At 54.1% G+C, this 14,051-nt stretch carries 11 protein-coding genes; 1 reads left to right on the forward strand and 10 read right to left on the reverse strand.

All coding sequences use genetic code 11. The annotated features are described in order from the left end of the window. Positions 1 to 48 precede the first annotated feature (48 nt). The 8 genes from FHW75_RS25105 to FHW75_RS25140 all read right to left on the reverse strand — a co-directional run bounded on the left by FHW75_RS25105 (position 49) and on the right by FHW75_RS25140 (position 10,282). A complete protein-coding gene (locus tag FHW75_RS25105; protein WP_183674932.1) occupies positions 49 to 1,389 on the reverse strand; it encodes an MFS transporter in 1,341 nt (446 codons plus the stop codon). A 54-nt stretch (positions 1,390 to 1,443) separates the two neighbouring features. Then, complete coding sequence (locus tag FHW75_RS25110; RefSeq protein WP_183674935.1) at positions 1,444 to 2,721, reverse strand: OprD family porin; 1,278 nt, start codon at positions 2,719 to 2,721, stop codon at positions 1,444 to 1,446. Between the two features lie 402 nt (positions 2,722 to 3,123). Continuing rightward, positions 3,124 to 3,510, reverse strand: coding sequence for a Zn-ribbon domain-containing OB-fold protein (locus tag FHW75_RS25115; protein ID WP_183674938.1), 387 nt, complete (start codon positions 3,508 to 3,510; stop codon positions 3,124 to 3,126). Between the two features lie 2 nt (positions 3,511 to 3,512). After that, complete coding sequence (locus FHW75_RS25120) at positions 3,513 to 4,700, reverse strand: thiolase domain-containing protein (protein ID WP_183674941.1); 1,188 nt, start codon at positions 4,698 to 4,700, stop codon at positions 3,513 to 3,515. Between the two features lie 11 nt (positions 4,701 to 4,711). Continuing rightward, positions 4,712 to 6,475 (reverse strand): acyl-CoA dehydrogenase, encoded by a 1,764-nt coding sequence (locus FHW75_RS25125; RefSeq protein WP_183674944.1) that lies wholly within the window; start codon positions 6,473 to 6,475, stop codon positions 4,712 to 4,714. A gap of 11 nt (positions 6,476 to 6,486) precedes the next feature. Continuing rightward, positions 6,487 to 7,248, reverse strand: coding sequence for an SDR family NAD(P)-dependent oxidoreductase (locus FHW75_RS25130; protein ID WP_183674947.1), 762 nt, complete (start codon positions 7,246 to 7,248; stop codon positions 6,487 to 6,489). Positions 7,249 to 7,283: 35 nt separating this feature from the next. After that, positions 7,284 to 9,470: an acetate--CoA ligase family protein gene (locus tag FHW75_RS25135; protein WP_183674950.1), complete on the reverse strand. Its 2,187-nt coding sequence runs from the start codon at positions 9,468 to 9,470 to the stop codon at positions 7,284 to 7,286. A gap of 23 nt (positions 9,471 to 9,493) precedes the next feature. Next, a complete protein-coding gene (locus tag FHW75_RS25140) occupies positions 9,494 to 10,282 on the reverse strand; it encodes a crotonase/enoyl-CoA hydratase family protein (protein WP_183674953.1) in 789 nt (262 codons plus the stop codon). A gap of 15 nt (positions 10,283 to 10,297) precedes the next feature. On the opposite strand from FHW75_RS25140, the gene FHW75_RS27055 reads away from it, so the two are divergent. Continuing rightward, on the forward strand, positions 10,298 to 10,942 hold the full coding sequence (locus tag FHW75_RS27055) for a MarR family winged helix-turn-helix transcriptional regulator (RefSeq protein ID WP_221212581.1): 645 nt from the start codon (positions 10,298 to 10,300) through the stop codon (positions 10,940 to 10,942). An 86-nt stretch (positions 10,943 to 11,028) separates the two neighbouring features. On the opposite strand, the gene FHW75_RS25150 is transcribed toward FHW75_RS27055, so the two are convergent. Both FHW75_RS25150 and fdhA read right to left on the reverse strand, forming a co-directional pair. Next, complete coding sequence (locus FHW75_RS25150; RefSeq protein ID WP_409347978.1) at positions 11,029 to 12,552, reverse strand: methyl-accepting chemotaxis protein; 1,524 nt, start codon at positions 12,550 to 12,552, stop codon at positions 11,029 to 11,031. Positions 12,553 to 12,687: 135 nt separating this feature from the next. Beyond that, positions 12,688 to 13,890 carry a formaldehyde dehydrogenase, glutathione-independent gene (gene fdhA / locus FHW75_RS25155; protein WP_183674957.1) on the reverse strand — a complete coding sequence of 401 codons (1,203 nt, stop codon included), beginning with the start codon at positions 13,888 to 13,890 and terminating at the stop codon, positions 12,688 to 12,690. Positions 13,891 to 14,051 lie beyond the last annotated feature (161 nt).

Genomic DNA, 14,051 nt, shown 5'->3' on the forward strand with positions numbered 1-14,051 from the left:
CTCCTTTGATCGAAGCAGCAGGTAATCAATCTACTGAAATCCTCGATATTAACTATCGGCGGCAGCCTCCATCCTCTCATGCTTGGTCTTGCCGGTATAAGACATTTTCAGAATCACAAGCGCCGCTACCGTGAAGGCTACTGCATAAGTGGTGAACAGCGACCCTGGCTGCCAGCCATCGTCGATCAGGAACCCGGCGACTACAGGAGAAAGTATCCCACCAGCACGGCCAACACCGATTGCGAACCCCACACCGGTTGTCCTTACGCTTGCATCGTAGACGGTAGGGGCAATTGCGTATAGGCCGGCCACGCAACCGTTTACCGTGACACCAAGGAGCAGTCCTACTGCTACCCCGTAGCCCGGAAGGCCTGACGCTTTCACGAAGAAGACCATCGTAATGGCAGTGATCAGTAGGAATGCTGCTTGAACGTGAGCCGTCTTGAATTTCGTGCTGAGCAGGCCAAGTAGCGCGCTGCCCACGATGCCGCCTGCGCTGAGCAGCATTCCGCCCGTGATGCCCTGTTGTGCGGTTTGCCCCGCGCTCGCTAAAAGCTTTGGCGTCCAGTTCATCACGAAGTAGAACCCGAAGAGAACCAGAAAGAAGGCTGCCCATAGCCAGGCTGTTTTCTTCATGTACTCACGGGTCATCAGTTTTCTGACGCTGCTCTTGTTCTCACCGGCAACATCGTCCCTGCCTGGCAGTTGGTCAAGCTTCTGAAGATTGAGCCTTCTCGCAAGCTTGTTGATTTTCAGCAGGGCGTTACGAGGCTGCTTCGTGATCAAAAAGTCCATGGATTCGGGGAGCAAAAAGTAAACCACAGGGATCATTGCTAACGTAGCAGCTCCTCCAACTAGAAACACCGACCTCCAGCCGTAGTGCTCAATCAGGAAAATGGCAAATAGCCCACCGAACAATGCCCCAACAGCATACCCCGTTGACTGAAGACTCAAGGCTAGGCTTCTCCAGCGCGTAGATGAGTATTCACTCGCAACAACGTTACTGCAGGCCAAAATGCCTCCGATGCCGATACCTGTAATCACTCGAGTTATACCCAGTTGCACCGGGGTCATGCTTGCCGCTGAAAGAATCATTCCGATCCCGCTGGCTGTTAAACAGACGAGTACCAATGGGCGTCGGCCCCACTTATCTGCCCAAGGAGCTACGAACAGTGAGCCGATTGACATGCCCAAGAGGCCCGCACCAAGGAGGTAACCTAGCTGAGCACCGGTAAGCTGCCAGAAACTTGAAACGGCGCTTGCAGTAAAGGCCATAACCAGCACATCAAATCCATCGATGAGGTTAAGGAACACGCAAATGGAAACGGCAATCCACTGAAAGCCACCCATAGGGCGAAGATCTATTGATGCACGTAGGTCGATACTCATGGTTTACCTCGCTTCAGGCATTATAGTGCTGATGAGTCTGCAGTGGACGTCCCGTCACCAGAGTTTCACGGTGTAGTCGACATTGATCCGAGTTTGATTTTCGTCACGAAAGCTTGCATTACTGGCAAAATCGTTTCTGTATTTAGAGTTCCTCACTCGGATCGCGACATCACGGAGTGGCCCGCTTTGGATTACGTAGGAAAGCTCTACGTACCGTTCACTTTCGCTGAGGCCACTGCCTCCCAGTGCAGTGGGGAGTTCGATTTCATCACCCTTCAAATAACGCACTGTGGCTTTCAAACCAGGGATTCCGGATGCCACAAAATCGTACACGTACATGGCTTGCCAGCTGCGCTCATTGGGATTGAGGAAGTCAGACGCGAGCATGTACTTACCAAGAGTCAACATTTCAGTGCCAGAAATATAAGGGGTGGCAGTATCACCACTCAGGATTTGATAGCCCCCGATAAAGCTGTGGCCACCTACCGAGTAAGAGAATTCAGCAAGATAAGTGTCGTTGTCTACTTTTCCAGCACCTGCGCTTCCTTCGTCTCGAGATGAATACCAACTAAATTCAGATTTGAGCCTGGAATTCTCAGAATTCTGAATATTTTCAAGGTTGATGTAATTTGTCTGGTATAAATTTTCTACAGTGCCGTTGTAATATCGCAGTGTCCAGGCACTGGTTGGCCGGTATTCGATGCCAAGGAAGGTGGCCTGGTCTGATTCGGCAGTTGGGTTGTACCGTCCATTCGGTGAACCCATTGTAAACTTTTCGTAGTCGGTCGAATTTCGCTTGTTGATGCGATCGATGTAGCTTCCAATCAACGTAAAATTTTCAAGATCAGTAGACGATACGTGCACGCCGCGAAAGGTTTGAGGGAGAAGGCGTGAGACACTAGGATACGCCATGGGGAAAGTAGTGTTGGTCAGGATTCCCGCCTGAACTAAGGTTTTAGCCACTCGCATCTTGGCAGTGAGGCCTAACTCCGAGTATTCGTCAGCCGCTTCGCCTTGAGCGTTGTAAGGCAGTAAGTCCGTACCTCTACGGTCAGTTGACGAATCCAGCTTTATTCCCATGAGGCCTATAGCGTTTAGGCCAAAACCTACTGCGCCATTGGTGTACCCTGAGTTTGCTTTGAGGATGAATCCCTGCGCCCATTCTCTGGAGTGATTCTGTGGAGAGGTACTTTTATATTCCCGATCCATGTAGTAGTTACGAGCAGTAAGGGTCGCCTCACTACCATCCACAAAACCAGAGGCGCTGGCGGAGACGCTTGAAGCCATGCCCATCAACAAAAAACAATAACTGTTATGATTGTTATTTATCATTGCTTGCCTTCCCTATTATTTTTGTACTAGGAATAAATTTGGCAGGTGTAGCTTTTTCTGGGCGTGTGGATACGACCAAGCAATACTTGGATCCGCACGGTTACATCTTAATTGTCGCGCAAGGACTTACCTCCAAGTTTAATGAAGGACGGTCAGCAACTGGGAATTTCGGGGGCTAAGAAGTCAACTACCGGGTAACTGATACCGGGAGGAGGGGGCGGCAGCGTCACAGGCAATGATTGGATGTTGCATCGTGCAGTGCCTCCATCAAACTCCACGGAACGCGTGGATGTAGTTTTTGTAGTTATGGGTACCATTACTTCATGAAACAGGTTGACAGGTCAACTACATTTCGACGGTTGCGGTGCCCTGTCAGCCTATTTTTGTTCGATTATCGGTCGTTTAGGATGGCTCGAACATGGGCACCTTCTGCCCGTCCGTGCTCTCGACGAAAATGACCTGTACGGACTGCCCAATCTTCAGGGATTCGTAGTCAGGGGTGACGATATTCGTAAGGATTTTCGGGCCTTCCTCAAGCGTAACGTAGGCAATGCAATAAGGCGGCTGAGCACGAGGCAGGATGCTGAACGAGTAAATCACTCCACGTCCTGATGCCTGGAACCACTCGCAAGGGCTAGCCCCGGTGAACGGGCTGTAGGTGCGAGGGTAGAAGAATGCTTTGCCGGTGGCGGGGCAGCGTTGCAGCAGGAGTTTGTCCTCGTTCGCTGCCTTCCAGAAGATTTCGGTCTCTGGCCACGGTTGTGGCGCCGCTGGAATTCTGTTCGACATGCTTACACCTCCCGCTCAAGGATCAAGGTTGCGCTACCGTGTCGTGCTCCAAGCTGGCCTCCAGTGCCGTGCACCAGCGCGAGTCCGCAGGACGGCACTTGTACTGCTGGGTGAGCCTCATTGCGTAGCTGCCGGACGGCTTCAATGATTTTTGTCATACCGCCCCGGTTACCGGGGTGGCTATTGCACAGACCTCCTCCATCAGTGTTGAAGGGGAGTTTTCCAACACCTGAAATCAGCCCACCATCGGCGACAAAGCGACCGCCTTGGCCAGGTGGGCAGAAGCCCAGGTTTTCCAGTTGGATTAGCACGGTGATTGTGAAGCTGTCGTAAAGCGATGCGTATTGGATATCTGCAGGTCGAACATCCGCCTGGGCAAAGGCTTCGGCGCCCGTCTGGACACCACCCGACGCTAGGATGTCGAAGTAACCGCCATTGAGGTGTTTCACGGTGAAACCGGCGCCGATAGGCGTTACCAACGGCTTATTGAGACTTTTTGCTACGTCAGGATGGGCAAGCACTACAGCCCCTCCGCCGTCGCTGATCACACAGCAGTCCAACCTGTGAAGGGGTGTGGCAACCACAGGGGAGTTCAAGACTTCGTCCACGGTGACAACATTCTGAAGCACCGCGTTTGGATTGTGCTGGGCGTGATGGGACGCAGCCACTTTAATCCACGCCAATTGCTCCGATGTCGTGCCGTGTTCGTACATATGCCGCATCGCGCACATGCCGTACATGTTGGTCACGATTGGGCCGTAGGGGAGCTCAAACTGAGACTCAGGGGCAGTTTGAGCCTGAAGCCGATGTGCTAGCTCAGGCGACATCTTTTCGGCTCGTGGTCTGCCCGCTTGGGTAATCAAGGCGACACGGCATTTCCCGGCAGCAATGGCGCGTGCGGCATGCTCCACATGGTTGATGTATGCCGATCCCCAAGATTCGGTGGTGTCCAGATGCCGAAGCTTCAGACCCAGGTATTCCACTACCGAGGTGGGGCCAACACCAGGTGCATCCCAGCCAGCGACATCGCCCGCACAGAAGTAGCCGTCCACATCTTCTATGCTCAAGCCGGCGTCAGCGAGGGCGCCCAGTGCGACCTCAACGTGCAGTTGACTCAAAGATTTGTCCACAGCATGCCGGGTAGGGTGTTCGTAGGCGCCTACAATGTAAGCCTGCCCTTTAAGGCTCATGGTGAGTGTCCTCATTGTTCTTGTTGCGCTAATAGGGAGGAAACATTATCCGTTTCAGCTGCCAATACGGCCTCAAGGGAGAGCGTCTCAGGCAGCATTTCCGCGTAGTAAAACTGAGCAGTCGCTACCTTGAGCGCATACCATGGATCGTCATTTTTTCGGGAAGCTAATCTGGCTGCTCGAGCGATCCGGGCCCAAAACCACGCGATCATCAAATGGCCAAGTAGCCTGAGGTATGCAGAGCATTTACTGGTTGCACGACCCTGCTCTGTAAGCTCCAGGTCGATCAGGAACCTCGAAATATCACTGACTGAGTCAAGCAAGTGCTTTAGCGGAGCGTGAAACTCATCCACTGTTTGAGCTTGCCCGCACGTCTCAATCCACTCGTGAATAAGTGATAGGAGGCCCTCCAGCCGCTTGCCGCTGTCAGCGATAACGTTACGCATCAAAAGGTCTTTGGCTTGAATGCCCGAGGTACCTTCATACAGCGTGGTTACCCTCACATCTCTAGCTAGTTGCTCGATGCCTGACTCGCGTATATACCCGTGGCCGCCCAGTACCTGGATGGCCAGGTAAACTGACTGCTGAGCGTTTTCAGTCAGAAAGCCTTTAACGATGGGCGTTACCAGATCAAGTGCATCAATGGCCTTGTCGGAGACTCGTACATCTGGATGGTATTCTGAGATGTCCAACATCACGGCTACCCAATGGGCCAAGGCTCGTCCACCCTCAGTCCATGCTTTTTGGGTGAGTAGCATTCGCTGGACATCATCATGCTCGGAAAGCAGGCTAGGGTAGGGGTTTTGGCCCGATCTGCCTTGGCGACGAGTCTGGGCATACGACAAGGCCTGCTGCATCGCGATCTCGCTGATGCCGACAGCCTGCAGCCCCGACAGAAGCCGTGCCTGCTTCATGACTGGAAATATGCCTTCCAGTCCTTTTCCCGGCTCCCCGACCAATATGCCCCGTGCTTGATCAAACCGCATGGTGCAAGTTGGGCTGCCATGTAAACCCATTTTCTCCTCAATGCCGTCGCAATGTACCCCGTTCAGACTTCCGTCTTCCGAAAGCTTAGGGATTAAGAAGAGGGACAAACCGCGCACTCCTGGAGGTTCCCCAGGGAGCCGGGCGAGCACGAAATGAAGAATGTTTTCTGCCAGGTCGTGTTCGCCTCCGCTGACAAAAATCTTGGTACCCGAAATCAGGTAGCTTTCACCCTGGTGATCCGGTACCGCCTTAGTTTGAACAAGGCCCACATCAGAGCCAGCTTGGGGCTCCGTCATGCACATCGTTGACAGTACCTCGCCGCTGGTCAGGCGCGGGAGCCATGTAGCTTTGAGGTCTTCGTTGCCATGCTTTTTGAGGCAGGTTGAAACACAGTGATTAATCGTTGCTGTCATCACGAATGCGTGGCTGCCAGAAGCTACCTGCTCATGAACCATGCTCCAAGCTAACAGCGGAAGTTCTAACCCACCTACCTGTTGATCAGCGGATATCGTTGGCCAGCCCAACTCTCGAAATGCGTTCCACGCATCCGAGTAACCTGAGCTAGTAACGACGCTGCCCGCAGACCATTTGCATCCTTCGTGATCAGCCGCAGCGTTGACAGCAATTAGCTGATCAGCTGCAAATCGTCCGGATTCTCGGATGACCGATTGCAGTGTCATTCCATCGACAGCGGTATAGCGTGGAATTTCCTTCAGTTCCTTCTCGACGTCGAGGACATCCAGGAGGAGAAATTCCAGGTCTCTGGTAGGCGGGTTATAACTCAGCATGTCATTCCCTTTTAGCGAGGAGTCAACCTAACGGCACCGTCCAGGCGGATCACATCTCCATTGAGGTAGCGATTTTCCGCAATGTGGGCGATGAGCTCTGCGAACTCCTTCGGATCACCCAGTCGGCTCGGGAAGGGGATCGCATCGCTCAATGCGTTGCGGAGTTCGGGTGAGGCGTTGTCCATCAACGGCGTTTCGAAGATTCCCGGGGCGACAGCCATTGCGCGAACACCGAACTGAGCAAATTCACGCGCCAGTTGGATGGTGAGCGAGGCCAGTCCACCTTTGGCTGCGGTATAGGCCGCTTGGCCGATCTGTCCTTCGAACGCAGCGACTGACGTGGTGATGAGGATGACGCCGCGCTCGCCTTGAGCGTCAGGCTCCGCCGCAATCATGTCCGCAGCTGCCAGCCGGATGATGTTGAAAGTACCGACCAAATTGAGGTTGATCACCTTGGTAAAGTCTTCCAAGGCCATCGGGCCGTTTTTGCCTACAACACGACGCGCAGCACCGCCTCCGGCACAATTCACGAGCAGGCGGGCTACACCGTGCGCCTCCCGCGCTTGAGCGATAGCTTCTGTTGCACTTGCAGGGTCGGTGACGTCACAGCGGACTGCTATGCCCCCAATTTCCGATGCGAGCAGCTCTGCGCGTTCAAGCTGGATATCCAGAATCGCAACACGAGCACCCTTTGAAGCCAAATGCCTGGCAGTTGCCTCGCCCAAGCCGGAAGCCCCACCAGTTACCAAAACGGCAGTATTTTTGAGATCCATGATTGCCTCTCCGTTCTATGTCCAAGTTGTTGAGTTCAATCGCAGACGATCAGGGCATCCAGAGCCACGACACCATTGCCTTCGGAGTAAGCAACCAGTGGATTGACATCAATCTCGGAGATCTCTGGGTGATCAAGCATCAGTTGGCCTACCGTGGCCACGACCTCTGCCACAGCTTTCAGATCTACGGCGTGGGTGCCACGGAAGCCAGTTAGCAGCTTGCGAGCTTTCAGGCTTAGCAAGCGATCAATGATCGCGGGCTGTGGAAGCTTGGGTGGCAACAGCTGTACGTCGCCGAGTGCCTCAACCCACACGCCTCCAAGACCAATCATCACAATCGGGCCCCACTGCGGGTCACGCGTAGCGCCTACGACCAGCTCGAGGCCACGTTGACCCATGGCTTCAACGAGTACGCCCTCAAGCTCGAGGCCTGGTGCACCCTTGGCGACGTTCTCATATAGCTGAGCCCAGGCGTCTTTAAGGGCCGAGTCGTCAGAGATGTTCAGAAGGACACCCCCAACTTCGCTCTTATGAGCCAGGGTTGCCGCTTGGGCCTTGATTACCACTGGGTACCCAATAGAGTTCGCGATGCGGATTGCCTCCTCACTGGAGGTGGCTAGGTCGCCTTTAGGGACAGTGATCCCGAGCTTCTTGAGGGCACGTTTACCAATCCACTCGGTTTGAACACCGCTCCCAAGTTGCAGATCTGCCGGGATGGAAATCGGCGTGGTGGCAGAGCTGCTGTCCAGCTCTTCTTGTCGCCGGCCAAATTTGGTGACGCGGGCCAGTGCTCGGATGGCGCGCTCAGGTGAGCGCATGATGATGGCTCGATTTTGCCGAGCCTCCTCGATGAATTCCGGAGCGAGGGGCACATCTTCGTTCTGCATCACGAAAATGGCTGGTTTTTGGCTTTGAGAGGCAGTGCCTTTCAGATAATGACGCAGCCAGATCAACGACGCCTCAGGGCCAGGCATGGCCATCGATACCAGCAGGCTGCCGACTGCTGGATCGGCAAGGACGTTGGAAACGCCGATCTCGATCAGCTCAGGTTTGTAGGTGAACAACGTGCCCAAATCGAGGGGGTTGCGAGCTGGAAGGAACTCGGGGAGATGTTCACGCAAAGCGTTGGCTTGAGCTTCGGCCAGATCAGGCAGTTCCAGCCCCAATGGTTCGACGTAGTCCTGGACGAGACCGCAAATCGCACCAGAGGCCGTGACAAGGCCCAAGCCCCCCGAAGTAGATTTCGGGTAACGCAACAGGAGCTGGCCTACGTCAATCGCTTCTTCCAGGCTGTCCACCACGGTCGCGCCGGCGTATTCGGCCATTAGCTGCATCGCAGCATGATTACCTGCCAGGGCACCGGTGTGAGACTTTGCGGCTTCTTGCGATCGCTCACTTCGCCCTGGGTGAAGCAGTACGACAGGCTTGCCATGGCTGCGGGCATTGCGAACTGCAGCTACGAATTCAGGGGCTGACTTGATCTGTTCGGCGTAAACCACCACCGCGCCAGTGTGCGCATCAGTTGCGAAGTATTCGATCAGCTCGGCAAGCCCGGTTTGAGCCTCGTTGCCAGTCGTCATCATGTAAGACAGTGGGACGCCACGGGCTTGAAGCGACGCTGCGATGTGGGCGCCAATGCCTCCGCTCTGAGCGACCACCGCGACTGCAGGCCCTTGGCTCCGATCGAGCTTCGGAGGGAGCACCAGTTGCACCATCATTACGTAGAACGCGTCTACATAGTTGAAGTAGCCAACAGTGTTAGGCCCCAACAGGGTCAGGTTGCCAGCGCGAGCGATTTTCGCGATTTCCTGCTGCTGATTTCGCCCATCATCACCCATCTCAGCGAAGCCTGAAGCGAAGCACACCGCTCCGCGAACCTTACGAGATACGCAATCGGTAATGGTTTCCAGGACAGCCGTGGACGGCACCATCAAAATGGCCAGGTCAACATGTTCAGGGAGCTCTGAAATCGAGCTCAGGATGGTGTGGCCTTCGAAGGTGCCGCCACTTCTTCCTACAAGGTGAACTGCTCCGTCATAGCCGCCGGTAAGGAGGTTGTTCAAAACCACTTGGCTAGCTGAACCTGGTTTGGTCGACATCCCGATGATCGCGACAGAGCGGGGCCGAAGAATGGGGTTCATGTCGAGCTTGTTGTTGACAGGGCTAACTGCGTTATTTTCCATCGGACACCTCTTATTCTTGTAATTCGTTTTTCTGGTCATCTGAGCTGCTGGCTCAAATCAACCTAGACAGGGGTAACCTTACTGGCACGTTTCTGCAGGAAGGCATTAACTCGCTCTTTGGCCTCAGGGTCGCTTTGAGTGACGGAGGCCATAAGCGCTTCGGTGAAAAGACCATGTGACATAGGCTGTTCAGCGATGAGCGGTAGCGCATTCAGGATTGCGAAATTTGACAGAGGCGCGTTCTGGGCGATCTTCCCTGCCAGTTCTTTGGCCTTCTTCATACCCTGGCCCTTCTCTGTAACGTAGTGCGCCAGTCCGATGAGGTGACCCTCATCTGCGTCCAGGACATTGCCAGTCAGCATCATCTCGGTCACACGGGAGAATCCGATGAGCTTTGTGATTCTCACTGAGCCCCCGCCACCCAGGAAAATGCCCCGTTGCCCTTCAGGCAGGGCGAAGTACGTATCTGCCTCGGCTACACGAACGTGCAGTGAGGCCGCAAGCTCCAAGCCTCCACCTACGACAGCGCCATGGAGCAGGCCAATGACCGGAATTCGACCGAATTGGATCTTGTGGAAGGCTTCGTACCAGATCATCGATGAGTGGATACCTTCGGCTGCCGTTGACTCCTTCAACTCGGAGAGGTCAAGCCCGGCGCTGAAATGAGCACCGTCACCGGTCAGGATGGCTACTTTCACTGTAGAGGGAAGGCTCGAGAAAGCGCTTTGCAGCTCGTGCAGCAGCGCCAGGTTCAGCGCATTTCGCTTGTGTGCACGCTTCAGGGTGACGGTAGCGATGTTGTCTTCGATTACGACATCGACCAGGTTCGTGACTGCTTCATCCGAGGACATTTCTGCTATCTCCACGTGAGCAAGGCAACCGCCGAAAATTGGTGCCTTGGTATACTGTTAACCTGGTTAGCAGTCTGGCATGCTAACATCCAGTTTTCAACACACTGGAGCGAGAAAGTGCAGAATCGAAATTCGGTTTCAGACGGGGAGCAGGCGGTAACCGTTCTGGCCGAGAAGGTCGAGGGAGCCGCTCCATCGGTGACTCATGCAACGAGCGGCGGATCGGTTGGAGGTACGCGTCCTGACGTGGATGTGCTTACCGGTACCCTTGGATATGCCCTCAAACGCGCCCAGGTGCGATCTTATGAAATGTTCTTCTCGGTAGTGGGAGCAGATGCGATATCGCCAGGCCGCATGACCGCCCTCTCTCTGATAGGCATGGAACCGGGCGTGACACAATCGGCTCTTGCTGAAAGGCTGGCAATCAGTCGAGCGGCCATGGTCAAGGTGATTGATGCCTTGGAGTCTCGAGGCTTCATTGAGCGTCGTGCCACTGAAGGAGACCGTCGAAGCTATGCTCTTAATCTCACGGCTGAGGGGCACCAGGAACTGAATGTACTGACCCACCAGATCCGAGCTTATGAAGAGCGCCTTGCGGCCAATCTGAGCCCTGACGAGAGAGCTCACTTAATCGCTCTGCTGGAGAAGGTTGGGTTGTAACTGCTGCCGCAGCGCCCTGACCCATGCCATGCCCAGTAGACTGGAGGGCGCTTTTTAACCCTCCTTGTCCAGTCTATTGGTCGGCATTAAAGCGAGAATTTTTCAACGGAATCCCGCAGCTCTGCCCCAAGTCGGGAAATGTGTTCAGTCGCGTGAAGCGCTTTGGTCGAGGCTTCTGCAGAGGTGTCTGCAAGCTGCCTCACATTAGTGATGTTTTGATGGATTTCTCCTACGGCTGCGCCTTGTTCCTCAGCGGCGGCGGCTATCTGCTGATTCATGGACTGGATGCTTGCAACCGATGTCCTGATTTCGCCTAGGGAAGCCCGCACTACTCGAGCATTCTTCACGACTTCGATAGACCGGGTGTTTCCTTGCATTACTAAGGCAGTTGCGGCCTCGCTTCTTTTTTGCAGAGTAGATACCAGCGCTTCGATTTCAGTGGTTGACTGCTGCGTTCGCATGGCGAGCGCCCTGACTTCATCAGCCACAACGGCAAAGCCACGTCCTTGCTCGCCGGCTCGAGCCGCTTCAATCGCCGCATTAAGGGCAAGCAGGTTGGTTTGCTGAGCGACCGCATTGATGACGTCCACGATTTGCCCGATTCGATCTCCATCACCTTGCAAAAGCGTCATGGTAGATCCGAGCTGCTGCACCTCAAGCGCCAAATTCTCCATTTGAGAAACCGTGTTCATTACAGCTTCCTCGCCTGCGCCCGCTTTGGTATCAGCTTCGCTAGCAGCAAGAGCTGCCTGGCCTGTATTCCTTGCAATGTCTTGAACCGTCAGCACCAGTTCATCAATCGCATGGCTCAGCTGGTTGACCTCAATTTTTTGCATCGATGCATCTTGTTGTGCGGTCGTGCTCTCGCTTTGAAGATGCTTGGATGCCTGGTTGAGCTGGGCGGCACATCCCTGGATGTTACCGACAAGGTTACGTAAGCCGTTCGCCATTTTGGAGGTGGCCCGTTCCAACTCGCCTATTTCATCATGCCTGGTCGTTGGGGCAGTCTCGATGAGGTTGCCGTTCGCGATATGGCTGGCAATTTCAGCTAGGCCCTGGAGGGGAGGTGCGAGTTCTTTGGAGATCATCCATACAGATGCCGCGCTTCCAAAGATTGCCATAAGCGAACCGGTTATCAGTAAAAAGTAGATGTTTTCCGTTGTTTTTGCATACGTCGATTCTAGGTCTGAGGAAACTTCGGATAGTGATTTTATAAGAGGCTTTACATCTGCAGGTATGGTGTTGGGTAACGCAGAGTTTTCAGTGGTTTTCTGAGCCTGGCTAGTGATCCTGGCTAGGTGCTGTTCCTCAAGACCAGTGTCTTTTAAGCTATCAATTTTAGCGCTAAGAAAGGTGTAGTCTGTCGAGGCGTAGGTTTTCGGTACGCCTGTGAGTGTTTGAGTGTCGTATGCTTTGGAGTAGATCAGGTTGGTGATGCTGTTGACCGCTTGCGTCTGAATATAGAGCTTGTGAAGAAGATGGTTGCCTATGAAGCCAGTAATCGTGACACCCATGCCCATTAAAATTACACAAGAAAAAACAATAATGAGTTTTTTCTGAACGTTGAAGTTGCTGAGGGCGCCACTGTTCATTGGTTTGGGTCTGTTCATTTTTCTTATTAGGTAGTGAAGGCAGTCAGCTTAGTGCTGACCTGGGCAGGTTGGTTTAGAGCATGTGATTAGCCAGAGGGTGAAAAAAGAGCGCACTGCTCGATGGTCACGCAGTGCGCTTTGCCTTTTCTCTATTTACGAGGCCTTGCTAAAGGTGTTGTGTGGGTCAATCACAAATTTCTTAGGCACACCCGCGTCAAACTCTCCATACCCTTTAGGGGCGTCGTCCAGGCTGATGACCTGCACGCCGACTACTTCCGCGATATTGATGCGATCCCACATGATCGCCTGCATCAATTGACGGTTGTACTTCATCACCGGGGTTTGGCCGGTGTGGAAGCTGTGGGATTTTGCCCAGCCGAGACCGAAGCGAACGCTCAAGCTGCCAAGCTTCGCGGCATCGTCTGTTGCACCTGGATCCTCGGTCACATACAGCCCTGGGATCCCGATCTTGCCGGCAACCCTAGTAATCTGCATGAGGGAGTTTAGGACAATGGCAGGAGCTTCCTGCTTAACGCCCGCATGGCCGTGGCCACGCGCCTCGAATCCAACGGCATCAACGGCACAATCGACTTCAGGTTCGCCGAGAAGGGCGGCGATCTGCTCGTGCAGCGGGGTGTCTGTAGAAAGGTCTGCGACTTCGAAACCGACAGCCTTAGCGTGGGCAAGGCGAACAGGGTTGACGTCGCCAACGATAACAACGGCAGCCCCCAGAAGTCGGGCCGACGCTGCAGCAGCCAATCCCACCGGCCCAGCTCCTGCGACATACACTGTGCTGCCCGGGCCTACTCCGGCGGTAACGGCTCCATGGTAGCCGGTCGGCAGGATGTCTGAGAGGCAGGTAAGGTCGCGGATTTTCTCCATCGCTTTGTCGCGATCAGGGAGCTTCAAAAGGTTGAAATCGGCGTATGGCACAAACACGTACTCTGCTTGGCCACCAGTCCAGTCACCCATATCTACGTAGCCGTAGGCCCCGCCCGGACGTTCAGGGTTAACGGTCAGACAGACCCCTGTGTGCTGCTCTTTGCAGGAGCGGCAGCGTCCACACGCAACGTTGAATGGAACCGAGACGAGATCACCGATTTTGAGGTGTTCAACGTCTTGTCCTTTTTCAATAACCTGACCAGTGATCTCGTGGCCTAGTACCAGGCCTACCTGAGCAGTGGTACGACCGCGTACCATATGTTGATCCGAACCACAGATATTGGTGGAAACTACCTTCAGAATGACCCCGTGCTCAACCTTCTTGCCGCGCGGATCTTGCATTTTTGGATAGTCGATCTTCTTGACTTCGACTTGCCCTGCACCGAGATAAACAACGCCGCGATTGCCACTCATAAAGAAAGCTCCCGTATCATGGTTAATACATCCATTTTTAAGCGTCTATAAAACGCTTTCTTCCCTGGTCTCTGTAGAATTTTTTCAGGGCGTACAACTACAAGCACCAAGCATTAGGGCTTTGATGGTCGGTGACCGCAGCACGTTAAGCGCCCCTATAG

The organism is Pseudomonas sp. OG7 (assembly GCF_014192825.1).
In the GTDB taxonomy this organism is placed as follows: domain Bacteria; phylum Pseudomonadota; class Gammaproteobacteria; order Pseudomonadales; family Pseudomonadaceae; genus Aquipseudomonas; species Aquipseudomonas monteilii.